Raw genomic sequence first — 23231 nt, forward strand, 5'->3', positions numbered from 1 at the left:
ACTGCAAGAAGAACCATTGGAGGGAGCGGGATGATCGGGATTGCGCGGCTCGCGGTTGCCGGCCTTTTGGCAATGATGGCGATGGGCACGGCGAGGGCCGAAGACGCACTGAAGGCCAAGGTCGGCGTGCTCCGCCTGTCGTCGTCCGCGCCTGTCTTCATCGCGCAGGACAAGGGCTATTTTCGCGAGGCCGGTCTCGACATCGAGCTGAAATTCTTCGACGCGGCGCAGCCGATCGCAGTCGCCACCACGTCGGGCGATGTCGATTTCGGCGTCACGGCCTTCACTGCCGGCCTCTACAATCTCGCCGGCAAGGGCGTGCTGAAGGTGATCGGCGGCATGAGCCGCGAGAAGCCTGGCTATCCCCTGATCGGCTATTTCGCCAGCAACAACGCCTACGCCACCGGCCTGAAGACGCCGAAGGATCTCGCCGGCAAGCGCATTGCGATGACCCAGGTCGGCTCGTCCTTCCATTATTCGCTCGGCCTGCTCGCCGACAAATACGGCTTCAAGCTTTCGGACGTGAAGATCGTTCCGCTGCAATCATTGTCGAACGCAGCCGCTGCGCTGAAGGGCGAGACCGTCGATGCGGCGCTACTGCCGATCTCGACGGCGCGAAAGCTGATGGATGATGGCGGCGCGAAATTCCTGGGCTGGGTCGGCGACGAGACGCCCTGGCAGCTGGGCGCGGTGTTCGCCTCGCCGAAGACGCTGACCAACAAGGCGCTGGTGACGAAATTCCTCGGCGTCCTCGCGAAAGCCGACCGCGAATATCACGACGTGATCCTGGCGTCGATGAAGGATGGCATCGCCCCGATCAACGACAAGACAAAACCGCTGCTCGAGATCATCGCGAAGTACACTAATCTGCCGGTGGAGCAGGTGGTCGGCAATTGCGCCTATATCGATCCGGACGGCAAGCTCGACGTCAAGAACGTCGACAATCAGATCAAATGGCTCCAGGAGCAGGGTTTTGCCGACAAGGGCTTTGACGCTGATACGATCATCGCCAAGGACTATGTGAAGGCGGATTGATGCACCAGGCCGGGACGACACTGAGGCCGCATTCATGGACCTGATCGCCAACCACATCTCGCACCATTTCGGCGATCTTGCCGTGCTCGACGACGTCTCCTTCACGGTGAACGCCGGCGAGGTGGTGGCGATCGTCGGGCCCTCCGGCTGCGGCAAGAGCACGCTGCTGTCGATCCTCGGCGGGTTGTTGCAACCGACGTCGGGCGCGCCCGAGCTGCGCGGCGCGCCGCCGGCGGACAGTCTCAATCCTTTGACTTTCGTGTTCCAGGATTTTGCGCTGCTGCCCTGGGCCACCGTCGAGGAGAACGTCGAATTCCCGCTACTGCACACCCGGCTTTCGACCGCGCAGCGCCGCGCGCTGGTCGAGGATGCCCTGCGCCGCACGGGACTGACCGATTTTCGCGCGACCTATCCAAAACAGCTCTCCGGCGGCATGCGCCAGCGCGTCGGGATCTCGCGCGCGCTTGCGGTCAAGCCTGCGATCCTGCTGATGGACGAGCCGCTGTCGGCGCTGGATTCGCAGACCCGCGAGTTGTTGATGGAGGATTTCGTCGGCCTGCTCGCTGACGGCGGCATGGGCGCGGTCTATGTCACCCACAATCTCGAAGAGGCGGCGCGCCTCGCCGATCGCATCGTGGTGCTGTCGCGCCGGCCCGGGCGCATCCGCGAGGTCGTCAGCGTGCCGATGACGCGTGCCGAGCGCGGCGAGGCGGCGGCGCGCGAAAAGCTGCTGGCGCTGCAAAATCAGATCTGGTCCCTGATCCGCAACGAGGCGATCGATGCCGAACGCGAGGTTCAGCATGCTTGATCGCGCGGGTCTGTCGGCCAAGGACGAGACGACGCGGCGCGTCCGCTTCCGCGGCGCCGGCTTCGTGCCCGCATCGAGCCGGTTCGGCGGCTGGATCGCGCTCGCGCTGGTGATCGCGATCTGGCAGGCGGCGGGCAGCGCCAGGCTGGTCAATCCGTTGTTCCTGCCACCGCCCTCGGCGATCGTCCGGGCGATCTACGAGCTCGCGATGTCGGGCGCGCTCTGGCAGCATCTGTCGGCCTCGCTGCTGCGCATCGGCGTCGGCTGGGTGCTGGGAACGGCCGCTGGCGTCGTGGTCGGCTTTGCCATCGGTCTGTCGCGGCTGGCGCGCAGCGTCGGCATCACCTTCATCTCGGCGTTGTTCCCGATCCCGAAGATCGCGCTGCTGCCGCTTTTGATCCTCTGGCTCGGCATCGGTGAAGAGCCGAAGATCGCGACCATTGCGCTGGGCGTATTCTTCTCGACCGCGATCTCGGTCTATAGCGGCGTCGATGCGGTGCCGCGCAACCTGATCCGCATGGCGCAGAGCTTCAACGTTCCGTTCGCCACCATCGTGCGCAAGGTGATCTGGCCGGGCGCGCTGCCTGCGATCCTCGCCGGCTTCCGCATCACGGCGTCGGTCGCGCTGCTCCTCGTCGTCAGCGCCGAGATGATCGGCGCGCAATACGGCATCGGTGCCTTCGTGCTGCAGGCCGGCAATCTGATGCAGACCGATCAGCTGCTCGCCGGCGTGGTGATCCTGTCGGTGTTTGGCCTCGCGGTGGGAAAGGTGATCGGCTGGCTCGAGGTGCGGTTGTTGCACTGGCGGTAGCCACAATCCGCGCTGCCGTAGGGTGGGCAAAGCGCAAACGTGCCCACCATTCGTTGATGACTCGCGACGACGTGGGCACGGCGCAAGTGCGCCTTTGCCCACCCTGCGAGACCTGCGCCTCTCACGCGTTGCCGCGGTCCTCGCGGAACAGATCCAGTTTCTGCTGCACCGGCCGGTCCGAGAAACTGAACAGCACGGCATCGTCGTCCGCCTCGTGCGTCACCCGATGCCAGCTCGGCACGACGAACAGGTCGCGCGGGCCCCATTCGAAAACCGCGTCGCCGATGCGGCTGCGGCCGCGGCCCTCGATCGGGCAGAACACGGTCGCATCGGTCGAACGATAGCGCGCGGTCTTGAACCCCTTCGGCAGCAGCTGGATGAAGGTGCCGATGGTCGGCATCGCGAAATCGCCGGTCTCGGGGTTGCTGAACTTCAGCTTCAGCCCGTGGCAGGCGTCCCACTCCTGGCTCATCCTTGCTTTCTCCAGCGCCTCGCGGGTGTAGCTGTAGGGGTAGCTGAAGATCGGCGAGGTCTTGGACGTCCGCTTCACGTCGACCGGCAGCAAATTGTGGCCGTAGCGCGCAAAGCTGTCGCCGGCGGGCTTCGTGATCTTCTGCTGGTCTTCCTTGGAGCCTTCCGCGAAGGAACAGTCGAAGAACTGCACCAGCGGAATGTCGAGCCCGTCGAGCCAGAACATCGGCTCGTCGGTTTCGTTGGAATGATCGTGCCAGGTCATCGACGGCGTGATGATGAAGTCGCCCGGCTCCATCGCGGTGCGTTCGCCGTCAACCGCGGTGTACGCGCCCTTGCCTTCGAGTACGAAGCGGAGCGCCGACTGGCTGTGCCGGTGCGCGGGCGCGACGTCGCCGGGCACCACCATCTGCACACCGGCATAGAGCGAGGTCGTGATCTTGGATTGTCCGCGCAGGCCGGGGTTCTCCAGCACCAGCACGCGGCGCTCGGCTTCCTTGGCAGTGATCAGCTTGCCGGCTTCCGTCATGTAGTCGCGGATGATTTCGAACTTCCAGAGGTGCGGCCGGCAGCCGCTCTTCGGCTCCGGGGTGATCAGATCGCTCATCACCGTCCACAGCGCGGTGAGATTCTCGCCGTCGATCTTCCGGTAGAACGCCTCGCGTTCCGGCGTCTTGGTCACCGCTTCCATGGCGCGTCTCCTGCTCGTTTCTAATTTGACAGTATACTTACGATCTGACTAGCGTCAACGTGACGAACGACGTACAAGCAACGGGAAAACGGGAGGGTTCCGATGAAGCTGCATGGCTATTTCCGCTCCAGCGCCGCCTATCGCGTGCGGATCGCGTTGAACCTGAAGGGCCTCGGTGCCGAGCACCTGCCGCACCACCTTCGCAAGGGCGAGCAATGCGCGCCAGCTTATCTCGCCATCAACCCGCAGGGCCTGGTGCCGACACTGGAAAACGATGCGGGTGCGGTGCTGACCCAATCGGTCGCGATCATCGAATGGCTCGACGAAACCCACCCCAGCCCGCCGCTGCTGCCGAAGGATCCGCTGCGGCGCGCCAAGGTGCGGGCGTTTGCGCTGGCGATCGCCTGCGACACCCACCCGGTACAGAATCTGAAGGTGCTGGCACGGCTCCGCGAGCTCGGTCTGCCCGAGGAGAAGGTTCAGGACTGGGCGGCGTGGGTCAACCGCGAGGGGCTGTCGGCCTGCGAGACACTCATCAAGGACGAGCCCGGGCCGTTCTGCTTCGGCGATGCACCGACGCTGGCCGATCTTTGCCTGGTGCCGCAGCTCGCCAACGCCCGGCGATTCGGGGTCGATGTCTCGGCCTATCCGCGCCTGCTCAAGGCAGAAGCGGCAGCCAAGGCGCTGCCGGCCTTCGCCAACGCCGCACCGGAGAAGCAGCCCGATGCCGAGTAAGCTTTCTCCCCCGATCACGATGGACGCGGTCTATGCCGCGCCGGGCTATCTGTTCCGGCGCATGCAGCAGATCGCGGTCTCGATCTTCATGGAGGAGTGCAAGGCGTTCGACCTCACGCCGGTGCAATATGCGGCGCTGATCGCGATCCACACCCATCCCGGCATCGATGCGACGCGGCTCTCGGCCGTGATCGCCTTCGATCGCTCCACGCTCGGCAGTGTGATCGAGCGTCTCCAGGCCAAAAACTATATCGAACGCAAGCCGGCGGCCGAGGACAAGCGGATCAAGCTGCTCTATTTGACCAAATCGGGGGCTGCGATCCTGCGCGAGATCATTCCAGCGGTCGAACGCGCCCAGGCGCGCATGCTGGAGCCGCTCAGGCCTGCGGATCGCAAGGCGCTGATGGGGCTGATGGCGCAGCTCGTCGACCTCAACAACGAGGCCTCGCGCGTGCCGCTGCGGGCCGAGGATGCGCTGGAGCATCTGGGCAAGGCGGGGTGAAGGGGGAAGTGGGGCGGTGCTGTCGCCTTTATCTCCGCTGTCGTTCCCCGCGAAAGGGGGGAATCCAGTACGCGGCGGCTTCTCGGCTCAATCACACCCGCCTCTGGAATACTGGATCGCCCGGTTGAAGCCGGGCAATGACAGCGGTGGTCACATCCGCAGCAGCGCCTGCCGGTCGATCTTCCCTGTGCCGGTCTTCGGCAACTCGTCGATGAAGATCACTTCGCGCGGATATTTGTAGGGCAGCAGCTTGCCCTTCACGTAGTCCTGTAACCGTCGCGTCGCCTCGCTCTGATCCGTGGCACGGTTGTTCATCACCACCACCGCCTTTAGCGTCATGCGACGATCCGGCAGCTCGGCGGCAAATACCGCGCATTCGCGGATGTCGGGGTGATCGGCGAGGCACAGTTCGACCTCGAGCGGGTAGACCCACTGGCCCGAGATCTTGATGAGATCATCGGCCCGGCCGCGGAAGAAGTGGAAGCCGTCGCTGTCGCGGACGAAACGGTCGCCGGTGTAGATCCAGCCCGCCTCGCGGATTGTCTCGGCGGATTTGTCGGGCCGGTTCCAGTACAGGGGCGTGTTGGAATCGCCGCGCACCCACAAGATTCCCTCTTCGTTGTCGCCGACCTCGTTTCCTTCCTTGTCGCGCAGCGCGACCTCGTAGCCGGGCACGCGCAGGCCGGCGGCGCCGAGTTTCTTCTGCCCGGGGCTATTGCTGAGATAGATGTGCAGCACTTCGGTCGAGCCGAGTCCTTCGACGATCTCGAGCCCGGTCAGCGCCTTCCAGCCGTTGAAGACTTCCGCCGACAGTACTTCGGCGGCTGAGAGCGCCATGCGCAGCGACGAGAAGTCAGTCCTGGCTGCGCCATCGGCCTTGGTCAACGAGGTGTAGAGCGTCGGCAGGCCGAAGAAGACCGTCGGCCTGTACTGCTCGATCGCCGCAAAGATCACTGCCGGCTTCGGCTGACCCGGCAGCAGCAACGTCGCGGCACCTGCCGAGAACGGGAAGGTGACGGAATTGCCGAAGCCATAGGCGAAGAAGATCTTCGGCACCGAGAAGCAGATATCATCCGGCGTCAGCTTCAGCACATTCTGCGCAAAGGCGGCCTCGCTATAGGCCATGTCGTGCTGGAGATGCACGATGCCCTTGGGCCGGCCGGTCGAGCCGGACGAGTACATCCAGAACGCCATCTCGTTGCGATGCGTCGCCGCTTCCGCCAGCTCGGCGGGGAATTGCGAAAGCCACTCCGCGGCAGCGATCGCGTTCGGTACGGCGTGATCGGCGACCGTGCCATTCGCGACGATCAGCGTGCGCAGCTCCGTGTCCTTGCAGGCCTCGGCATTGAACCGCATGCAGAACTCGGCATCCGCGACCGCTACCGCCGCACCGGAATCGGCAAGATAAAACTGCAGGAGATCCGGCGGCGTCAGCGTATTGATCAGCAGCGGCACGAAGCCGGCGCGCACCGCGCCGAAGAAGGCGGCGGGATAGGCCGGCGTGTCGTCCAGGAACAGCAGCACACGGTCGCCGCGCTTCAGGCCGAGCGATGCAAAGCCGTTGCCCCAGCGGCAAGCCTCCGCGCAGAGCTCGGCATAGGTCCGCGTGCCCACCGGGCCAATCAACGCGAGCTTGTCGCCGCGCCCCTTGGCGAGGTTGTCGAACAGCACGCGGCTGGCGTTATAAGTTTCCGCAACGGCAAAGCCGATCTCGCGGGCGCCCGCGCTGTTGGCGGGCACCATGTCGCGTATTTGGTTGCTCATGCCGCGTCTCCGGCGTTCTTCGCGGCCTCGTAGCGGGCCATGAAGGCCGGCGACATCGCGCGCAGCCGCGAATCGTCGATCCGACCGGAGCGCGTGATGTAGCTGTAGGCAAAATCCATCAGGCCGAGCTGCATGTGCTGGGCAAAGTGCTCGTACCAGAACGCGCTGGTGCGGGCCGCATTGACGAGCTTCTGTACCACCGGCTTGCGCGCGGCTTGATAGCGGTGCAGCGCAGTCGCCAGATGCGCATCGGATTCGAGCGCCTTGACCAGCGCGATCGCGTCCTCGATCGCGAGCCGCGTGCCCGAGCCGATCGAGAAATGCGCCGAGTGCAGCGCATCGCCGATCAACACCATGTTCTTGAACGACCAGTGCTCATTCCACACCCAGGGGAAATTGCGCCAGACCGATTTGTTCGAGACCAGGCAATGGCCACCGAGCGTGTCGGCGAACACCTCCTCGCACACGCCTTTGGACTGCTCGACGTCCTTGTAGGCGAAACCATAGGCCTGCCAGGTCGCATGGTCGCATTCGACCAGGAAGGTGCTCATGGTCGGCGAGTAGCGATAGTGATGGGCGTTGAAGGCGCCCCGGTCAGTCTTCACAAAAGTCTGCGACAGCGTGTCGAAGCGTTTCGAGGTGCCGTACCAGACGAACTTGTTGGAGGAGTAGGACAGCGAGGTGCCGAAGTCGCCTTCGAAGGTACGACGGACCAGCGAGTTGAGCCCATCGGCGGCGACGATCAAATCGTGACCATTGAGCTGGTCGATGGCCTGGATCTGGGTGTCGAACCGCGGGATGACGCCGACCGCGAGCGCGCGCTGCTGCAGGAACTGCAACAACTCGAGCCGGCCGATCGAGGAGAAACCCACGCCGTCGATGGCGACGCTGTCGCCGCCGAGGTTCAACGTGATGTTCTGCCAGCTCTCCATATGCGGCGCGATCGCGTCGACCGTCTCGGGGTCGTCGGCGCGCAGGAATTCCAGGGCCTGGTCGGAGAATACGACGCCAAAGCCCCAGGTCGCGTCGGCCGGGTTCTGTTCGAACAGGTCGACCTGATCCTCGGGGTGACGCTTCTTCCAGAGATAGGCGAAGTAGAGCCCGCCGGGCCCCCCACCAATCACGGCGATCCGCAACGTCTGCCTCCCTAATTGACAGTATACTTACTATCTCAGGGTAGACTAATGGGCTCCGGCTTCCCACGCCAGCGGAATTATCGCTAAGGCGAGGTGCACCGCAGCACAGCCGCGGACACCGGCTTTCCACGTGTCCGAAACCGTCAGGTGGGAATCATAGCCAAACCACGCCGGCTTGACCACTCGCGCGTCAAACGCAGCGCTTCACGTAGACGCCGTTCACCAGCACCCGCGTGCAGCGGACGACCGGCACGGGGTGGCGGACCACGACGGCGCCGTTCGGCCCGGCGCAACCGGCGCGATAGACGCCGCGGGTACACACCACCGCATGGGCATCGGAGGACTCGAACGTCAGGGATACCCCGAACGCGATAAGCGCAGAAGCAACCAGCAGCAATGAACGCATAGTGTCCTCCCGGTCTTGACGTGATTGAAATCGGACGTCGCAAAAGGTTGGTCGCGGCAGGCGCGCGAAAATTCATTTGCGCGCGCCGTTCACACTTGCGTTGGACGCGTCATCGCGCAGCAAACGGCGCCAGCACATCCTTGCAAGCGGGCGACAGCGCCGCTGCGTTGCTGGCGATGCACTGCACGATGCGGCCACCGCCTGGAGCGACTCCGGCGCAGAGCGAGCGGATATCGGCGCTGCAGGCGGAGCGCACGATGAACAGCTCTTCGCGCGGCCGCAGCGGGCGGAGAACGATCACGGCAGGCGCGGCCGCCGGAGCCGCTCCTGCGGCCGGTGCAGCCGCCGCTGCTGGTGCTGCGGCCGCCGCCCCGCCACCCGCCGCAGCCGTCAGGGCCTTCTCGCAAGCCGGCGAGACCTTGGCTTTGTTCTTCTCCAGGCACTCGAGCGCGGGCGCGCCGCCCGGCGGCACGCTGGCGCACACCTTGGGATAATCTGCGCGGCAGGCGCTCTTGACCGCGGCAACCTCTGCGCTGCTCGGCTTGGCTGCGGCGGCTTTCGGAGCGGCGCTGGCGGCCGGCTTCGCCGCGGGAGCGGCCGCGGGCGCCGCTTCAGTTTTTGCGGGTTCTGATTTGGGAGGTTCAGGCTTCGGCGGTTCAGACTTGACCGGTTCAGATTTGGCAGGTTCGGGTTTGGCCGGCGCCGCTTCGGTCTTCGGTGCTGCGGCCGGCTCGACGGCGCGGACCGCACTCTGGCACCCCGCTGACAGGCTCGACATGTGGCTCTGCAAGCACTGATACGCTTCGACCCCGCCGGGCGTCACGCTGGCGCAATGCGCCATGAAGTCCGAGCGGCATGCGGAGCGGATGGCGCTCTTCTGAGCCTCGGTCGGCGCTTGCGCGACTGCGCTTGTTGCAGTTGCGAAGAGTGCTGCGGCGAGCAACGCGTGACGCCTTGATGCATGTTTCAACATGTTGAACATTTGAATGAATCCTGCCCTGTCGGGAACGCCGACGCATTATTAAAAGGGATGCAAGCAATCTCGCGGGCGATGCCGCACACGACATCCTTGGTCGCTTTCGCCACCACCGCAAATAGATCATACGCGCAGAATTACGACGTAACCAGATCGTCAGAGCCTGACCATGCGCTTGCCGCGGTTCTCGCCGGCGAGCAATCCGATCAGTGCCTTCGGCGTGTTCTGAAGGCCATCGATAATGTCTTCCTGCACCTTCAGCTTGCCGGACTTCACCCAGGCCTGGAGATCGGCGAGTGCGCGCTGACTGTCCTTCATGTAGTCCATCACGATGAAGCCCTGCATCACGAGCCGCTTCACCACGATCAGGCCGGGCACGCCGCGCGGACCGTGCGCCGACGGCGTGCCGTCATATTGCGAGATCGCGCCGCAACAGGCGATGCGGCCGTAATTATTCATCTGCGGAAGACAGGCTTCGAGGATGTCGCCGCCGACATTGTCGAAATAGACGTCGATGCCTTTCGGAGCCGCGGCGCGCAACGCCTTGAACACCGCGCCGTCCTTGTAGTCGACGGCCGCATCGAAGCCGAGTTCGGAGGTCAGCCAGTTGCATTTGTCCGCGCCGCCGGCGATGCCGATGACGCGACATCCCTTGATCTTGGCGATCTGCCCAACGATCGAGCCGACCGAGCCCGCGGCCGCCGAGACCACGACCGTCTCGCCCTCCTTCGGCTTGCCAATCTCGAGCAGGCCGAAATAGGCCGTGAGGCCGGCGATGCCGAACACGCTGAGCAGATGCGTCATCGGCTCGAGCTTCGGCATCTTCGTCAAATGTTTTGCCGGCACCGCGGCATATTCCTGCCAGCCGGTGTCACCGAACACGAGGTCGCCGGGCACAAGCCCCTCGGCCTTGGAGCTGATCACCTCGGCGATGGCACCGCCAGCCATCACGCTGTTGGCCTCGACGGCCGAGCGATAGGTTGCCCCGTGCATCCAGGCGCGGTTGGCGGCATCGAGCGAGATGTAGCATACGCGCAGCAGGGCTTCGCCGTCCTTCGGCTCCGGCACTGCGCTCTCCACCATCTTGAAATGCTCGGGCCCGAGCTTGCCGCTGGGTTTTTCCACCAGAAGAATTTGACGATTGACGTCGGTGGTCATGGCGTTTCCCCTCATTGCCTGGCGATTATTGATGCAGGTGACGCAAAGAAAGCGTGCAGACTGCATCGTTGTGCGTTGCACGAAGGCTAGATCGCCGCGTTCCCCGGCACAACGGGAACATCCGGCCAACGCCGCCACACGCAAAGCGTGTTGCGTCGCTCTGACATCTGCGACATCATGAAGCGCCGGTGTACGTGGGGGTAAGCGATGTCGAACAGGTTCACGCAATACATTCTAGGCGCGATGGTGCTCGGCATCATCATGGGCTCGGCGATCTACAATTTCCTGCCCGATACCCGCGCCGAGTGGGCCTCCGCCATCAACCTGATCGCCATGATGTTCCTCCGCCTGATCAAGATGATCATCGCGCCGCTGGTGTTCGCCACCCTGGTCGGCGGCATCGCGCATATGGGCTCGGGTGCCAAGCTTGGCCGCATCTTCGCCAAGACCATGGGCTGGTTCATCAGCGCCTCCTTCGTGTCGCTGATGCTGGGCCTGATCATGGTCAATCTGCTGCAGCCCGGCGCGAACTTCCCGGGCACGCTGCCTGCGGCGGGGCAATCGACCGGGCTGCCGGTCTCCGCCTTCTCGATCGAGAAATTCCTGACCCATCTTATCCCGACCTCGATTGCGGACGCGATGGCGCAGAACGAGATCCTGCAGATCGTGATCTTCGCCGTGTTCTTCTCGGTGGCGATGGGTGCATTGCCCGAGCGCTCCAAGCCGATCCTGGCCCTGATCGACGATATCAGCCACATCATGCTGAAGGTGACCAGCTATGTGATGCTGTTCGCGCCTCTCGCGGTGTGGGCCGCCATCACCGCGACCGTGGCCAAGAACGGCCTGCTGGTGCTCTGGAAGCTCGTCGTGTTCATGGGCGGCTTCTATCTCTCGCTGTTCCTCCTCTGGGGCATCCTGGTGATCGTCGGCTTCATCGTGATCGGGCCGCGTTACAGCCATCTGCTGCGGTTGATCCGTGAGCCGCTGATGATCGCATTCTCCACCGCGAGCTCGGAAGCGGCTTACCCGAAGACGCTGGAAGGGCTCAACCGCTTCGGAGCCTCATCGCGGATCTCGAGCTTCGTGCTGCCGCTCGGCTATTCCTTCAATCTCGACGGCACGATGATGTACTGCACGTTCGCCAGTATCTTCATCGCGCAGAGCTACCACATCGACATGCCGCTCGGCACGCAGCTGGCGCTGCTCGCGACCTTGATGATCACCTCGAAGGGCGTCGCCGGCGTGCCGCGCGCCTCCCTCGTCGTGATCGCCTCGACGCTGGCGCAGTTCAACATCCCCGAGGCGGGCCTGCTCATGATCATGGGCATCGATACGTTCCTCGACATGGGCCGCAGCGCCACCAATGTGATCGGCAACACGCTGGCGACCTCGGTGGTAGCGAAGTGGGAGGGCGAGCTCGGGCCCGAGCATGCGATGGGAGCGAGTGATGTCGTGCCCGGCGACATGGTGCCGGGCGAAGTGCCCGCGATGGCCGGCCATTGACGGGAGTGCGTCATGCGCCCTTTGACGGCGATTTCGAGCGGCCTGTTGCTGGCAGCGTGCCTGCTGGCGACGGACGCTTTGGCCCAGACCGGCGGCAACGAGGCGCTTAGCCCGACGCTGTCAGCCATCAAGAACGCGCACACCGTGCGGCTCGGCTACCGCGAAAGCTCGCCGCCGTTCTCCTTCCTCGATCAGGCGAACAGGCCGATCGGTTACAGCCTCGAACTCTGCGAGGCGATCGTCGAGGAGATTGGCGCCGAGGTCGACGATCCCAATCTCAGAATCGATTATGTCAAGGTCACCTCGGACGACCGTATCGACGCGCTGCTCCAGAACAAGATCGATCTGGAGTGCGGCTCGACCACGGCCAACTCCGAGCGTGGCAAGCGCGTCGCCTTCTCGCCGCTGATGTTCGTCGCCGGCACCAAGCTGATGGTGCCGAAGGCCTCCAGCGTCCAGCAGCTGAGCGATCTGAAGGGCAAGACCATCGTGGTGACGAAGGGCACCACCAACGAGCAGGCGATCCGGGCCGCCGACCAGAAGTTCTCGCTCGGACTGACCATCGTCGTCGGCGCGGATCACGAGCAGTCGTACCAGATGCTGGTCGACGGCAAGGCCGATGCGTTCGCGACCGATGACATCCTGCTCTCGGGCCTGATCGTCCGCCACAAGGCGCAGGACAAGTTTCGCGTCACCGGCGATTATCTGTCCTACGACCCCTACGGCATCATGTTCCGCAAGGGCGAGCCGCAACTCTCCGCCGTGGTCGAACGCGCCTTCCGCAAGCTCGGCTCCAACCACGATTTCGTGCCGCTCTACAACAAATGGTTCATGGCGCGGATGCCGACCGGCGAGCGGATGAACGTGCCGATCTCGCTGCAACTGGAAGAAGCCTTCAAGGCGATGGACGATTCCGCGAGCGCGAACAACTAGCTCTTACTTCCTTCTCCCCTTGTGGGAGAAGGTGGCGCGAAGCGCCGGATGAGGGGTTCTATCTCCGAGCAAATCTCTTGCGGTTGAGTTCGCTGAGAGAATCCCTCACCCGAGTGAGCCTGTGTCGACCAACTGAGCTGCCCTCTCCCCCGAGCGGCGGGGGCACAGCAATGCAGACCGCTCTTCGCTAGGCCGGTTTGCCGAACACCCGGTCCAGCGCGGCATCATACGTCGCCTGCACCAGCTCCGGATGCAGCTTGCCCAGCGTCTCCATCATCACGCCGGAATTGATTTCCAGCACTTTCCAAACACCCTCGACGCGGACCACGTCGATCGACGCGAAGGTGATGCCGATGGCGCTCGCGGCGTCGACCGCGAGCTTCACGCAGGCTGCGCGATCCTCGCCATCCTCCAGCAGCAGCGGCTTTGCGCCGGTCTCGAGATTGTGCCGCCAATCCGAGCCGCGCTGCTTGCTGTAGACGATGCGAGGGACGTCATCGAGCAGGATCACCCGGATCTCGTCCTGGATCGCGACATAAGGCGAGATCACGAGCCCGGTACTCATCGAGAAGGCCTCCCCGGTCGCGTGATCGAGCTCCGACCCGGTCGTCACCTTGAACACGGAGCGGCCCGACGTTCCCTCATTGGGTTTCACCACCACGCCTTGCGGATTGTCACCAAGCAGGGCGTGCATCGCCTCTCGCCCAGCGGGCCCGGCGACGTGCGCCCCAAGTTTCGGGTTGAGGAAGAGATGGTGGGGAATGCAGGGCACGCCCGCCATCTCCAGCACCTCCGCGGTTGCCGACTTGTCGTTGGCGAGCCGGTGCGCGATCGCACTGTTCAGCCCGATGTCGTAGCCGAAGGCGAAGCGGCTGATCTCCCTCCTGCGCATCCTTATCAGCCAGCTGCCGGCGCGCACGTCCACCGAGATGTCATGACGTGCACAATAGTGCCGTATCGCCGTTACGAAGATCCGTTCACGCGGGGGCATTGTCGAACCATTTTGCCGGATCGCCGACGAACGTGTCGCGGCCTTGCGACATCCTTAATGACTTTTTCGCGAGGGCCGACGGAAATTAAGTGCTGTTCCATCAGCGATTTGAGCAAAGAAATTGCCGCAATGCGGCATGGAAGAGAAAAACGTTAATTCTTTAGTGATTTCAAGCCGAAATGCGCCTTTGATCGGCGTCAATTGCATGCCGTTTCAGGTTGATTATTGGTCTCAATGGCGTAGATCACACACGCGAAATCCTCCGCCACGGCAATGGTGTCCGCCCCCGTTTTCTGGGCCGGGCAAGTTTTTGCCCTAAAACCGCAGACATTCGGAATATCGAAAATCATGAGCGCGTTTTACCGAGAGAAGGTCCTTTCCGTCCAGCATTGGACGGACACGTTGTTCAGCTTCCGCGCCACGCGCGATACCGGCTTCCGCTTCCAGAACGGCCAGTTCGCCATGATTGGCCTCGAGGTCGACGGCCGTCCGTTGCTGCGTGCCTACAGCATGGCGAGCGCCAACCACGAGGAAGAGCTCGAGTTCTTCTCGATCAAGGTTCAGGACGGCCCGCTCACCTCGCGTTTGCAGAAGATCAAGGAAGGCGACACCATTCTGGTCGGCCGCAAGGCGACCGGTACGCTGATCACCGACAATCTGCTTCCCGGCAAGCGGCTGATGCTACTGTCCACCGGCACCGGCCTTGCGCCCTTTGCGAGCCTGATCAAGGACCCCGAGGTTTACGACCAGTTCGAGAGCATCGTTCTGGTGCACGGCTGCCGCCAGGTCTCCGAGCTCGCCTATGGCGAGAAGCTGGTCGCGAATCTGCGCGAGGACGAGCTGTTCGGCGAGCTGCTTGCTGACAAGCTGGTGTACTATCCGACCGTGACCCGCGAGCCGTTCAAGAACCGCGGCCGCATCACCGACCTCATCAACTCCGAGCAGATCTTCAACGACATCGGCCAAGGCCCGCTCGACATCGCAACCGACCGCATCATGATGTGCGGCAGCCCGGCGATGCTCGAAGAGCTCAAGGTGATGTTCGAGAGCCGTGACTTCGTCGAGGGCTCGGGCAACAAGCCCGGCCATTTCGTGATCGAGAAGGCCTTCGTCGAGCGGTAAGCGCCACGCGCTCGTGCCCCGGACGCAGCGCTGCGCCTTTTCGGCGGTGCGCTGCAGAGCCGGGGCCCATCTAACTTTCCGTACGGTGTTGCATTCTGGGTCCCCGGGTCTGCGCCGACGCTTGCCCGGGACACGGCTGCTCAGCTTGCCGCCGCTTGCAAGCTAACCTCCTACCGCCCCTGCTGCACTGCAGCAGCCCTATCCTCTCGGCGGATTGATCTGCGGCCGCCGAATTCGCTAGCCTGAAACAAGGACCGCGTCATATCCGTATGACAGGCGCAGGCGTATCGTACCGCCTGTGCTGGCGAGAGGATGGCAATCGTGGCCGACGACAACAAGACGCAGGAATCTCCAAAACGGCTGCCGCTCGCGGAAGAGGGGATTGCCGAAATCCTGCTGCTTCCCTTCTCGCCGCGCTTCATCGTCCTGACGATCTGCGCGGTCGTCACTGCGCTGCTGGTCGGCATCGGCATCGCCGACCGCAAGATCTTCGACATCCTGCTGGTCCCGATCCTGATCTTCGGCGCCCTGACGCTGCTCGGCGTCCGCGATCTCATGCAGAAGAGCCATGCGGTGCTGCGCAACTACCCGATATTGGCGCATATCCGCTTCCTGCTCGAAGAGATCCGTCCGGAGATGCGGCAGTATTTCTTCGAGAGCGAGAAGGACGGCATGCCGTTCTCGCGCGACACCCGCGCGGTGGTCTATCAGCGCGCCAAGATGCAGCTCGACAAGCGTCCGTTCGGCACCCAGGAGGACGTCTATCGCGAGGGCTACGAGTGGATGCATCACTCGGTGTCGCCCAAGGCGCATGCCGAGGAGAAGTTTCGCGTCACCATCGGCGGGCCGGACTGCGAAAAACCCTATTCGGCCTCGGTGTTCAATATCTCGGCGATGAGTTTTGGCGCGCTCAGCCCGAACGCGGTGCGCGCGCTCAATGCCGGTGCGAAAAAGGGCGGCTTCGCCCATGACACGGGCGAGGGCGGCTTCAGCCCCTATCACGCCGAGATGGGCGGCGACATCATCTGGGAGATCGGCTCCGGCTATTTCGGCTGCCGCCATCTCGATGGCACGTTCGATCCTGAGGCATTCGCGCGCGTTGCGAGCCAGGACCAGATCAAGATGGTCGAGCTCAAGATCAGCCAGGGCGCGAAGCCCGGCCATGGCGGCGTGCTGCCGGCGGCGAAAGTTTCCGAGGAGATCTCCAAGATCCGGGGCGTCTCGATGGGCGAGGATTGCATCTCGCCGGCCTCGCACCGCGCCTTCTCCACGCCTGTTGGCATGATGCAGTTCATCGCGGAAATGCGAAAGCTCTCCGGCGGCAAGCCGGCCGGCTTCAAGCTCTGCATCGGCCATCCATGGGAGTTTCTGGCGATCTGCAAGGCGATGCTTCAGACCGGCATCTATCCCGACTTCATCGTCGTCGACGGCAACGAGGGGGGTACCGGTGCCGCACCGCTGGAGTTCATGGATCATCTGGGCATGCCGATGCGCGAGGGCGTCAATTTCGTCCACAACGCGCTGGTCGGCATCAACGCGCGTGGCCGCATCAAGATCGGTGCCTCCGGCAAGATCGCGACCGCCTTCGACATGGCCCGTGCAATGGCGATCGGCGCCGACTACTGCAATTCAGCGCGCGGATTCATGTTCTCGCTCGGCTGCATCCAGTCGCTGAGTTGCCATACCGACCGCTGTCCGACCGGGGTCGCGACGCAGGACCCGACCCGGGCACGCGCGCTCTACGTGCCGCTCAAGATCGACAGGGTGCACAACTATCACCACGCCACGCTGCACTCGCTGACCGAGTTGATCGCCGCGGCGGGCCTGGAGCATCCTCAGGAGCTGCGCCCGATCCACTTCACCCAGCGCACCTCGACGACCGACGTAAAATCCTTTGCCCAGCTCTATCCGGCGCTACGCCCGGGCGAGCTGCTTGAAGGCACCGAGGACCCGCGGTTTCGCGACGCCTGGCGGATGGCGCGGGCGGAGACGTTCCAGCCGGCGCTATGAATGCCCGTGTTGCATAAATTCATCGCGAGCGGGGTTGGCGCTTAAGGTTTAGTTCAACTTTGGGTGTAGATTACGCCCATGGACGAGCGGCGCAACAAACCCAGGCATCGCGTACTGAAAGCCGGAACCATCGAGTTCGGCGGCGGCGCGATCGATTGCACGGTCCGCAATTTCTCCGACACCGGCGCGGCGCTCGACGTTACCAGTCCGGTCGGGATTCCCGAGCAATTCACCCTCGCCATCAAAGCCGACGGGGCGCATCTTGCCTGCACGGTGGTGTGGCGCAAAGAGAAGCGGATCGGGGTCCGGTTCGGCTAAACGGGGCTGGGCTCGCTCATCCCGTCTCGACCTCCCCCAGCCGGGTCGCCAAAATCTTGTCGATCCTGCGGCCGTCGAGATCGATCACCTCGATATGCCAGCCGCCGAAGTCGAAGGCGTCGCCGACATCGGGCAGCGCGTTGAACTGCTGCAGCACGAGGCCCGCCACCGTGTTGTAGCGGTGATGCGGCGGCAGCTCGATGCCGAGCAATTCGCCGAACTCGTCGACCGGCATCCAGCCGGAGACGAGCAGAGAGTCGTCCGCGCGCTTCACATAGGCCGGCTCCGGCGGGCCTTCCTCGGAATGGAAGGCGCCGACGATCGACTCCAGGATATCGGCGGCCGTCACCACGCCCTCGAAGCCGCCATATTCGTCATGGACGAGGCCGATATGCACCGGCGCTGCCTTCAGGATCGCGAGCACGTCGCGCGCATCCGCGGAGGCGGGGATGATCGGCGCCTCGCGCACCAGCGCGCGCAAATCGGGCGTGCGCTCGCGCATATAGGCGACGAGTAGATCCTTGGCCTGCAGTACGCCGATCGGCTTGTCGCGATCGCCGTCGCAAACCGGAAAGCGCGAATGCGGGCTCTTCGCGATCAGCGCCTGGATCGCTTCCCGGTCGTCGTTCAAATCGACCTCGTCGACATCGGTGCGCGGCGTCATCACGGCGCCGACCGGGCGGTCACCGAGCCGCATCACGCCGGCGATCATCTCCTTCTCACCGGGCTCGAGGACGCCGGCGCTCTCGGCCTCGTTGACCAGATGATGGATCTCGTCCTCCGACACTTTGTCCTCGGCTCTGCCGCCACGACCGAGCAACGTGAGGATCAGCTTGCCGGAGACGTCGAGCAGAAACACCAGCGGCAACGAAACCCGCGCCAGCACATGCATCGCGGGCGCGACCTTGACCGCAATGCTCTCAGGGTCGCGCAGCGCCACCTGTTTCGGCACCAGCTCGCCGACGATCAGGGTCGCATAGGTGATGATGGTGACGACGATGCCGACGCCGACGATGTCGGCAATGCCGGCGGACAGGCCGAGCTCGGCCAGCCATTGCGTCAGCCGCTGCCCCAGTGTGGCGCCGGAGAATGCGCCCGAGAGCACGCCGACCAGCGTGATGCCGATCTGCACCGTCGAGAGGAATTTGCCGGGATCCGCGGCCAATGTCAGCGCGCGCTCGGCGCCGCGCACGCCCTTGGCGGCAAGCAGCGACAGCCGCGCCGGACGCGACGAGACCACGGCCAGCTCGGACATGGACAACAGGCCGTTGATGACGATCAGGACGACGACGATGATCAGTTCGACGGAGAGCATGGATTTCCAAGGTAAGCGAGTGTGGCTGCGGATCGCAGCACACGCATTGATATAGGTATTCTGCGAGGAAATGCCGGGAATCCTGTCGCATTCGCCACCGCGACGGAACCTCAACGATGCCAGCGTCCGGCCGGCCCCGCGACGACCTGACACTCCGCGGAACTACGGATTGTTGCTTAACGGGCTCTTAGTGGCCGCCAGTTAGGTTTTCCCACAATTTGTACAAGTCTATTCGGGGACCTGAGGATGCGGATCGGGAAGCTCTTTGCACTGTCGATGCTGACGGTGACGGTTTTTGCAGTCGTCCTCGGCGCCGAGGCGCTGATACCGCAGGCGCGTATCTTCACCGGCCGCTCCGACGCGATCAAGCGGGTCGATGCGTTCGGCGCCATCCTGATGGTCAGCCAGCAGGTCGCCGGCCTTCGCGCGCCCTACATCTCTCCGATCTTTCAGGAGGGAGTTGCGACGCAGGCTCAGACCGATGCTGCGACGAAGGCCGCGAAAGCGGCCGAAGCCTCGTTCGAGAGCGCAAGGCGCGTCCTCATGGTGCTGGATGACGGCGGAGCGATGGCCGAAAATCTCGACCGTGCCGCGCGGCGGCTGAAGGACATCACCACGGCTGCGGATCGCGCGATGAGCGTTCCTCTCGCGACGCGCGATACCGCTGTGATCAAGGGCTTCCTGCCCGGCGTGGCCGAGGTCATCGCCGACATCGAGCCGATCATGAACCGGCTGGAGGGGAGGGTCGTCAATGCCGATTCCTCGCTGGCGGCGCTGTTGAGCCTGGCGCGAACGGTGCAGGATCTCCGCGTCTCTGCCGGCAGCCGCGCGGCGACGTTGTCACCGGCGCTGAGCGCACGTCGTCCGCTCATGCCGGCCGAATTCTCGCTGATGGACCGCATGCAAGGCCGTGTGGAGGCTGATCGCGAACGCATCGAGGCCGGCATCGATCAGCTCGGCAATCCGTCCCGCATTGCCACGGCGTTCAAGGCGGCGACGGAGTCCTACTTCGGAAAAGCCGCGCCCGTGGTCGACAAGGAGATGCCCGCTGCGCGCGCCGATGGCAAGTACGACGTCACCGCCGATGAGCTGGCGATCGTGATCGTGCCCGCCATCCAGATGTTCTACGGCGTGCGCGACGCGGCGCTGGCGGAAGCGGCCGAGCGCGCCTCGGCCGCGCGCGATGGCGCGCTGGCGATGCTCGCCCTCGCGGGTGTTGCCGTGCTGGCCCTGCTCGGCACGCTCGGCGGCGTGACCATGATGCTGCGCCGCCGGGTGGTGACGCCGCTGGCAAGGCTTGCGGATGTGATCGGTGCGCTTGCCGCCGGACAGCATGACGTCGAGATTCCGGCGACGGGCCGCGACGACGAGATCGGCCAGGTCGCGGGTTCGTTGCAGCATTTCAAGGACTCGCTCCTCGCCCAGAAGTCCGCCGATGCGGCGGCTGCGATCGAAGCCGAGGCGAAGCTCAAGCGCAGCAAGCGCATGGACCAGATCGCCCGCGATTTCGAGGCCATGATCGGCGACGTCATCAACACCGTCTCGTCGGCCTCGTCGGAGCTGGAGGCCTCGGCGGGAACGCTGACGAGCGCCGCCGATCAATCGGAGAAGGTCACCGCGACCGTCGCGGCCGCCTCCGAACAGGCGTCCACCAACGTGCAGACTGTTGCCGCGGCGGCGGAGGAGATGGCGTCCTCGGTCGACGAGATCAGCCGGCAGGTGCAGGATTCCGCGCGCATTGCCGGCGAAGCGGTGCAGCAGGCCGGACGGACCAACGATCATGTCGGCGAGCTCGCCAAGGCCGCGGGGCGGATCGGGGACGTCGTCGAGCTCATCAGCCAGATCGCGGGCCAGACCAATCTTCTGGCCCTCAACGCCACGATCGAAGCTGCGCGCGCCGGCGAGGCCGGCCGCGGCTTTGCCGTCGTCGCCTCCGAGGTCAAGGCGCTGGCCGAGCAGACCGCCAAGGCGACCGGCGAGATCAGCCAGCAGATCACGGGTATCCAGAGCGCGACGGAGGATTCCGTCGGCGCCATCAAGGCGATCGGCGATACCATCACGCGCATGTCGGAGATCGCCGCCGCAATCGCCTCGGCGGTCGAGGAGCAGGGCGCGGCCACGCGGGAGATTTCCCGCAACGTGCAGCAGGCCGCGCGCGGCACGCAGCAGGTTTCCGCCAGCATCGTCGACGTGCAGCGCGGCGCGAGCCAGACCGGATCGGCTTCCGCCAACGTGCTGGCCTCGGCCAAATCGCTGTCGGGCGAGAGCACCCGTCTCAAGGCCGAAGTCGGCAAATTCCTGGACGCGATCCGCGCGGCGTAAGTCGCACAGTAAGCTGGCTCGATGCGAGCCAAGGAGAAGAACACCTCTCCCGGAGGGAGAGGTCGGATCGCATCGTGAGATGCGATCCGGGTGAGGGGTTACGGTCTCAGTCAATGCTGCGGCCGCTCACCCGGATTGCACTGGACGATGCTCCGCATCGCCAGACGCAATCCGACCTCTCCCCGATGGGGAGAGGTGAAGCAAGCCGACCACGATTCAGATTCGCCGCGCCCGAACGTCGCTCAGAACTCGCCGTGCAGGCGCCCTGAGAACACCGACACCGGCCCGCGGTCGGCGTTGTAGGCGGGATTGACGATGAACTGATAGTCGGCGGTGAAGGTCAGCGCCTTGTTCAGCGCGTAAGCGTAATAAGTCTCCAGCACGCGTTCCCGCCGGTAGTTGAGCGCACCGTCGCCGATCAGCGGGCCGAGCCCGCCGGCCGCGATGAAGTCGCGATGATCTTGCGACAAGGCGTTGATGGCGCCCGCAACACCGACGACGTCGTCGGGACGGCCCCATTTGGTGCCCTTGACCGAGACGCCGCCGGACAGGCTGCGATCGATGTCGGTGAACGCCATGATCTCGTTGTGGCCGTCGTTCCAGCTCCAGCGGCCGAACAGGCCGATGTCGTCGGTGACGGCCTGCTCGAGATTGAAGGCATAGCCGTATTTGAGCCGGCCGCGGCGGGTCTGGGTGATGTCGATGCCGAAGGCAGGGTTGTCCAGGGTCTCGCGATAGCTGCCGGCATAGGCGCTGTTGACGAAGCCGAGCGTGCGCAGCTTGCCGGGCTGTCCGAACAGCGAGTAACGCATCTCGAGCTCTGCGACATACTCGCCACGGCGACCGATATTCATGTCAAAATTGTTCGAGTTGGACGTGGCATCCATCAGGAAATAGCCGGCGCGCAGCGCCCATTGCTTCTGGTTCAGTTCGGCGGTCGCGCCATAGCCGAGGCCGAGCTTGTCGGCGGCATAGTCGAAGGCGCCGGAGGCCCAGACCGACCAGTTCATGAAATCCTTGCGCGGGTCGTGCGCGTAGGAATTGCCGTCGAAGACGTCGACCACGGAGAACTTGCCGACCTGCAAGGTCAGGCGCGACACGTCAACCTTGCTCGCGAGCTGCATCTGGCCGCTGGCAAGCTCCTCCTGCTCGCCGCCGAAGCCGAACGTCTGGCGCACAAACAGCCGCGAGGCATTGAAGTGCGGATAGGGGAAGCCGGATTTCTGCGCTTCGCCGTTGGGGAAGCCTGCAGCACCCGTCGTGTTGTTGAAGCCAAAGCCCTGCAGCAGTTCGGGATTGAAATAGACCTCGCCGCCGTCCCACAGCCGCGCATTGAGATAGAGCGAGTTGCTCCAGGTCTCCTGCAAATCCGGCGACGTGGTCAGGCTGTTCGGTCCGGTATAGGGCGCGTTGAACGACGGATGGCCCTGCGGCAGGAACGTCGACTGGCCGTGGATCTCCCAGCGGCTCGACTCAGTGTCCGTCACATCCGACTTCGGATTGGTGGTCGGCACATCAGGCCAATCGATCTTGCGGTTGAGGCCGACCCTAAGGCTCTGGAAATCCATCGACGACGAATATTGCGCGCCCGAGGGGAAGCTGACGGCCGCGTTCTCGAACTTGCTGTAGAGATATTCGAGCCGCGCGCTCCAATGCGGCGCGAAGGCGTATTCGACGCCGCCGCCGGCGGTCCAGCCGAAGCGCGTGTTCAACACCTTCTGTTCGTTGCCGCCTGTCGGCGTCGCGAGAAAGCGTTCGCCGGTAAAGGCTGCGCCACCGGTCGCATAGAGCAGCCAGTTGCCGGTGGCGTAACCGAGCCGCGCGCGCAGGCTCGCGACATAGTCCCACCGCTCCTCGGCGCTCGACAGCGCGGTCGCCGCCGACGACACGACGTGGTTGGACGGCAGGTAGTTCGGGAAGGAGATATCCCCTTCGACGCCGAGCAGGAGGCCCGAGTTAAGGCGCCAATTGTAGCCAACCTGGACACCGCCGGTCGCGCCGGTGAAGACGTTGCGGTCGGTCGCGACGGTGGGGTCGGTCAGCGTTGCGGACGAGGAGCCACGGGTTACGCCGGTATGCGCGCCGATATAGAGGCCTGTCCAATCATAGACGGCTTTCAGCGCCGGCGCCTTCAGTGGCAAATCGGCGGCGCGGGCGGAAGCGGGCAGCATGAGCACGCCCGAGGTGATCACCCCGGCGGTCCGCAAATACCTGTAACGGCGAA

At 64.3% G+C, this 23231-nt stretch carries 21 protein-coding genes; 11 read left to right on the forward strand and 10 right to left on the reverse strand.

Going from position 1 to position 23231, the window contains the following annotated elements; genetic code table 11:
* Positions 1–30 precede the first annotated feature (30 nt).
* The 3 genes from X265_RS03825 to X265_RS03835 are packed head-to-tail and all read left to right on the forward strand — an operon-like array spanning position 31 to position 2654.
* Complete coding sequence (locus X265_RS03825) at positions 31–1035, forward strand: ABC transporter substrate-binding protein (protein ID WP_128963697.1); 1005 nt, start codon at positions 31–33, stop codon at positions 1033–1035.
* A gap of 34 nt (positions 1036–1069) precedes the next feature.
* A complete protein-coding gene (locus X265_RS03830; RefSeq protein WP_128963698.1) occupies positions 1070–1843 on the forward strand; it encodes an ABC transporter ATP-binding protein in 774 nt (257 codons plus the stop codon).
* Positions 1836–2654: an ABC transporter permease gene (locus X265_RS03835; protein WP_164938412.1), complete on the forward strand. Its 819-nt coding sequence runs from the start codon at positions 1836–1838 to the stop codon at positions 2652–2654. Before X265_RS03830 ends, X265_RS03835 begins: the two co-directional genes overlap by 8 nt.
* A gap of 121 nt (positions 2655–2775) precedes the next feature.
* Here X265_RS03835 and gtdA read toward each other — a convergent pair whose 3' ends face one another.
* On the reverse strand, positions 2776–3816 hold the full coding sequence (gtdA, locus tag X265_RS03840) for a gentisate 1,2-dioxygenase (protein ID WP_128963700.1): 1041 nt from the start codon (positions 3814–3816) through the stop codon (positions 2776–2778).
* Positions 3817–3918: 102 nt separating this feature from the next.
* Here gtdA and maiA point away from each other — a divergent pair, with 102 nt between their 5' ends.
* Positions 3919–4551: a maleylacetoacetate isomerase gene (gene maiA / locus X265_RS03845; protein ID WP_128963701.1), complete on the forward strand. Its 633-nt coding sequence runs from the start codon at positions 3919–3921 to the stop codon at positions 4549–4551.
* A complete protein-coding gene (locus X265_RS03850) occupies positions 4541–5053 on the forward strand; it encodes a MarR family winged helix-turn-helix transcriptional regulator (RefSeq protein ID WP_128963702.1) in 513 nt (170 codons plus the stop codon). The genes maiA and X265_RS03850 overlap by 11 nt, the downstream gene beginning before the upstream one ends.
* Positions 5054–5203: 150 nt before the next feature.
* Here the strand turns inward: X265_RS03850 and X265_RS03855 are convergent, their stop codons facing one another.
* From X265_RS03855 to X265_RS03875, 5 genes are all read right to left on the reverse strand, one after another.
* Positions 5204–6817, reverse strand: a complete 1614-nt coding sequence (locus tag X265_RS03855) for a benzoate-CoA ligase family protein (RefSeq protein ID WP_128963703.1) — start codon at positions 6815–6817, stop codon at positions 5204–5206.
* Complete coding sequence (locus X265_RS03860; protein WP_164938413.1) at positions 6814–7953, reverse strand: FAD-dependent monooxygenase; 1140 nt, start codon at positions 7951–7953, stop codon at positions 6814–6816. Before X265_RS03860 ends, X265_RS03855 begins: the two co-directional genes overlap by 4 nt.
* A 190-nt stretch (positions 7954–8143) precedes the next feature.
* Complete coding sequence (locus tag X265_RS03865; protein ID WP_128963704.1) at positions 8144–8359, reverse strand: hypothetical protein; 216 nt, start codon at positions 8357–8359, stop codon at positions 8144–8146.
* A gap of 109 nt (positions 8360–8468) precedes the next feature.
* A complete protein-coding gene (locus X265_RS41015; protein ID WP_128963705.1) occupies positions 8469–9341 on the reverse strand; it encodes a cysteine rich repeat-containing protein in 873 nt (290 codons plus the stop codon).
* Between the two features lie 150 nt (positions 9342–9491).
* A complete protein-coding gene (locus tag X265_RS03875) occupies positions 9492–10493 on the reverse strand; it encodes an NADP-dependent oxidoreductase (RefSeq protein WP_128963706.1) in 1002 nt (333 codons plus the stop codon).
* Positions 10494–10700: 207 nt separating this feature from the next.
* On the opposite strand from X265_RS03875, the gene X265_RS03880 reads away from it, so the two are divergent.
* Positions 10701–11996, forward strand: coding sequence for a dicarboxylate/amino acid:cation symporter (locus X265_RS03880; RefSeq protein ID WP_128963707.1), 1296 nt, complete (start codon positions 10701–10703; stop codon positions 11994–11996).
* 12 nt (positions 11997–12008) lie between these two features.
* Positions 12009–12929, forward strand: coding sequence for an amino acid ABC transporter substrate-binding protein (locus tag X265_RS03885; protein ID WP_128963708.1), 921 nt, complete (start codon positions 12009–12011; stop codon positions 12927–12929).
* A 187-nt stretch (positions 12930–13116) separates the two neighbouring features.
* Here the strand turns inward: X265_RS03885 and X265_RS03890 are convergent, their stop codons facing one another.
* Both X265_RS03890 and X265_RS40305 read right to left on the reverse strand, forming a co-directional pair.
* Positions 13117–13920: an ATP-grasp domain-containing protein gene (locus tag X265_RS03890; RefSeq protein WP_128963709.1), complete on the reverse strand. Its 804-nt coding sequence runs from the start codon at positions 13918–13920 to the stop codon at positions 13117–13119.
* 197 nt (positions 13921–14117) lie between these two features.
* Positions 14118–14270, reverse strand: coding sequence for a hypothetical protein (locus X265_RS40305; RefSeq protein WP_164938414.1), 153 nt, complete (start codon positions 14268–14270; stop codon positions 14118–14120).
* Between X265_RS40305 and X265_RS03895 the strand changes: the two genes are divergently transcribed.
* The 3 genes from X265_RS03895 (at position 14269) to X265_RS03905 (ending at position 17370) form a co-directional block, all read left to right on the forward strand.
* Entirely contained in the window at positions 14269–15042 is a 774-nt protein-coding gene (locus tag X265_RS03895) for a ferredoxin--NADP reductase (protein ID WP_128963710.1), read from the forward strand. The two genes, X265_RS40305 and X265_RS03895, sit on opposite strands and share 2 nt — an antisense overlap.
* 312 nt (positions 15043–15354) lie before the next feature.
* Positions 15355–17052 (forward strand): FMN-binding glutamate synthase family protein, encoded by a 1698-nt coding sequence (locus tag X265_RS03900; protein WP_188637431.1) that lies wholly within the window; start codon positions 15355–15357, stop codon positions 17050–17052.
* Between the two features lie 78 nt (positions 17053–17130).
* The gene (locus X265_RS03905) at positions 17131–17370 is read left to right on the forward strand and encodes a PilZ domain-containing protein (RefSeq protein ID WP_128963711.1); all 240 of its coding nucleotides are present in this window, start codon (positions 17131–17133) and stop codon (positions 17368–17370) included.
* A 16-nt stretch (positions 17371–17386) separates the two neighbouring features.
* On the opposite strand, the gene X265_RS03910 is transcribed toward X265_RS03905, so the two are convergent.
* A complete protein-coding gene (locus X265_RS03910; protein WP_128963712.1) occupies positions 17387–18685 on the reverse strand; it encodes a hemolysin family protein in 1299 nt (432 codons plus the stop codon).
* Between the two features lie 246 nt (positions 18686–18931).
* On the opposite strand from X265_RS03910, the gene X265_RS03915 reads away from it, so the two are divergent.
* Positions 18932–21007 carry a methyl-accepting chemotaxis protein gene (locus X265_RS03915; protein WP_128963713.1) on the forward strand — a complete coding sequence of 692 codons (2076 nt, stop codon included), beginning with the start codon at positions 18932–18934 and terminating at the stop codon, positions 21005–21007.
* Between the two features lie 242 nt (positions 21008–21249).
* Here X265_RS03915 and X265_RS03920 read toward each other — a convergent pair whose 3' ends face one another.
* Positions 21250–23178, reverse strand: coding sequence for a carbohydrate porin (locus X265_RS03920; RefSeq protein WP_244659448.1), 1929 nt, complete (start codon positions 23176–23178; stop codon positions 21250–21252).
* Between the last annotated feature and the right edge of the window lie 53 nt (positions 23179–23231).

It is taken from the genome of Bradyrhizobium guangdongense, from assembly GCF_004114975.1.
Lineage (GTDB): Bacteria > Pseudomonadota > Alphaproteobacteria > Rhizobiales > Xanthobacteraceae > Bradyrhizobium > Bradyrhizobium guangdongense.

Excerpts from the sequence above, each read along its gene's own strand:
- X265_RS03830 (WP_128963698.1), top strand. The coding sequence starts at position 1,070 with ATGGACCTGATCGCCAACCACATCTCGCACCATTTCGGCGATCTTGCC.
- X265_RS03915 (WP_128963713.1), top strand. The coding sequence starts at position 18,932 with ATGCGGATCGGGAAGCTCTTTGCACTGTCGATGCTGACGGTGACGGTT.
- X265_RS03875 (WP_128963706.1), bottom strand. The coding sequence starts at position 10,493 with ATGACCACCGACGTCAATCGTCAAATTCTTCTGGTGGAAAAACCCAGC.
- X265_RS03865 (WP_128963704.1), bottom strand. The coding sequence starts at position 8,359 with ATGCGTTCATTGCTGCTGGTTGCTTCTGCGCTTATCGCGTTCGGGGTA.
- X265_RS03850 (WP_128963702.1), top strand. The coding sequence starts at position 4,541 with ATGCCGAGTAAGCTTTCTCCCCCGATCACGATGGACGCGGTCTATGCC.
- X265_RS03895 (WP_128963710.1), top strand. The coding sequence starts at position 14,269 with ATGAGCGCGTTTTACCGAGAGAAGGTCCTTTCCGTCCAGCATTGGACG.
- X265_RS03890 (WP_128963709.1), bottom strand. The coding sequence starts at position 13,920 with ATGCCCCCGCGTGAACGGATCTTCGTAACGGCGATACGGCACTATTGT.
- X265_RS03920 (WP_244659448.1), bottom strand. The coding sequence starts at position 23,178 with ATGCTGCCCGCTTCCGCCCGCGCCGCCGATTTGCCACTGAAGGCGCCG.
- X265_RS03885 (WP_128963708.1), top strand. The coding sequence starts at position 12,009 with ATGCGCCCTTTGACGGCGATTTCGAGCGGCCTGTTGCTGGCAGCGTGC.
- X265_RS03880 (WP_128963707.1), top strand. The coding sequence starts at position 10,701 with ATGTCGAACAGGTTCACGCAATACATTCTAGGCGCGATGGTGCTCGGC.
- X265_RS03905 (WP_128963711.1), top strand. The coding sequence starts at position 17,131 with ATGGACGAGCGGCGCAACAAACCCAGGCATCGCGTACTGAAAGCCGGA.
- X265_RS03825 (WP_128963697.1), top strand. The coding sequence starts at position 31 with ATGATCGGGATTGCGCGGCTCGCGGTTGCCGGCCTTTTGGCAATGATG.
- gtdA (WP_128963700.1), bottom strand. The coding sequence starts at position 3,816 with ATGGAAGCGGTGACCAAGACGCCGGAACGCGAGGCGTTCTACCGGAAG.
- X265_RS41015 (WP_128963705.1), bottom strand. The coding sequence starts at position 9,341 with ATGTTCAACATGTTGAAACATGCATCAAGGCGTCACGCGTTGCTCGCC.
- X265_RS03835 (WP_164938412.1), top strand. The coding sequence starts at position 1,836 with ATGCTTGATCGCGCGGGTCTGTCGGCCAAGGACGAGACGACGCGGCGC.
- X265_RS03910 (WP_128963712.1), bottom strand. The coding sequence starts at position 18,685 with ATGCTCTCCGTCGAACTGATCATCGTCGTCGTCCTGATCGTCATCAAC.
- maiA (WP_128963701.1), top strand. The coding sequence starts at position 3,919 with ATGAAGCTGCATGGCTATTTCCGCTCCAGCGCCGCCTATCGCGTGCGG.
- X265_RS40305 (WP_164938414.1), bottom strand. The coding sequence starts at position 14,270 with ATGATTTTCGATATTCCGAATGTCTGCGGTTTTAGGGCAAAAACTTGC.
- X265_RS03900 (WP_188637431.1), top strand. The coding sequence starts at position 15,355 with ATGGCAATCGTGGCCGACGACAACAAGACGCAGGAATCTCCAAAACGG.
- X265_RS03855 (WP_128963703.1), bottom strand. The coding sequence starts at position 6,817 with ATGAGCAACCAAATACGCGACATGGTGCCCGCCAACAGCGCGGGCGCC.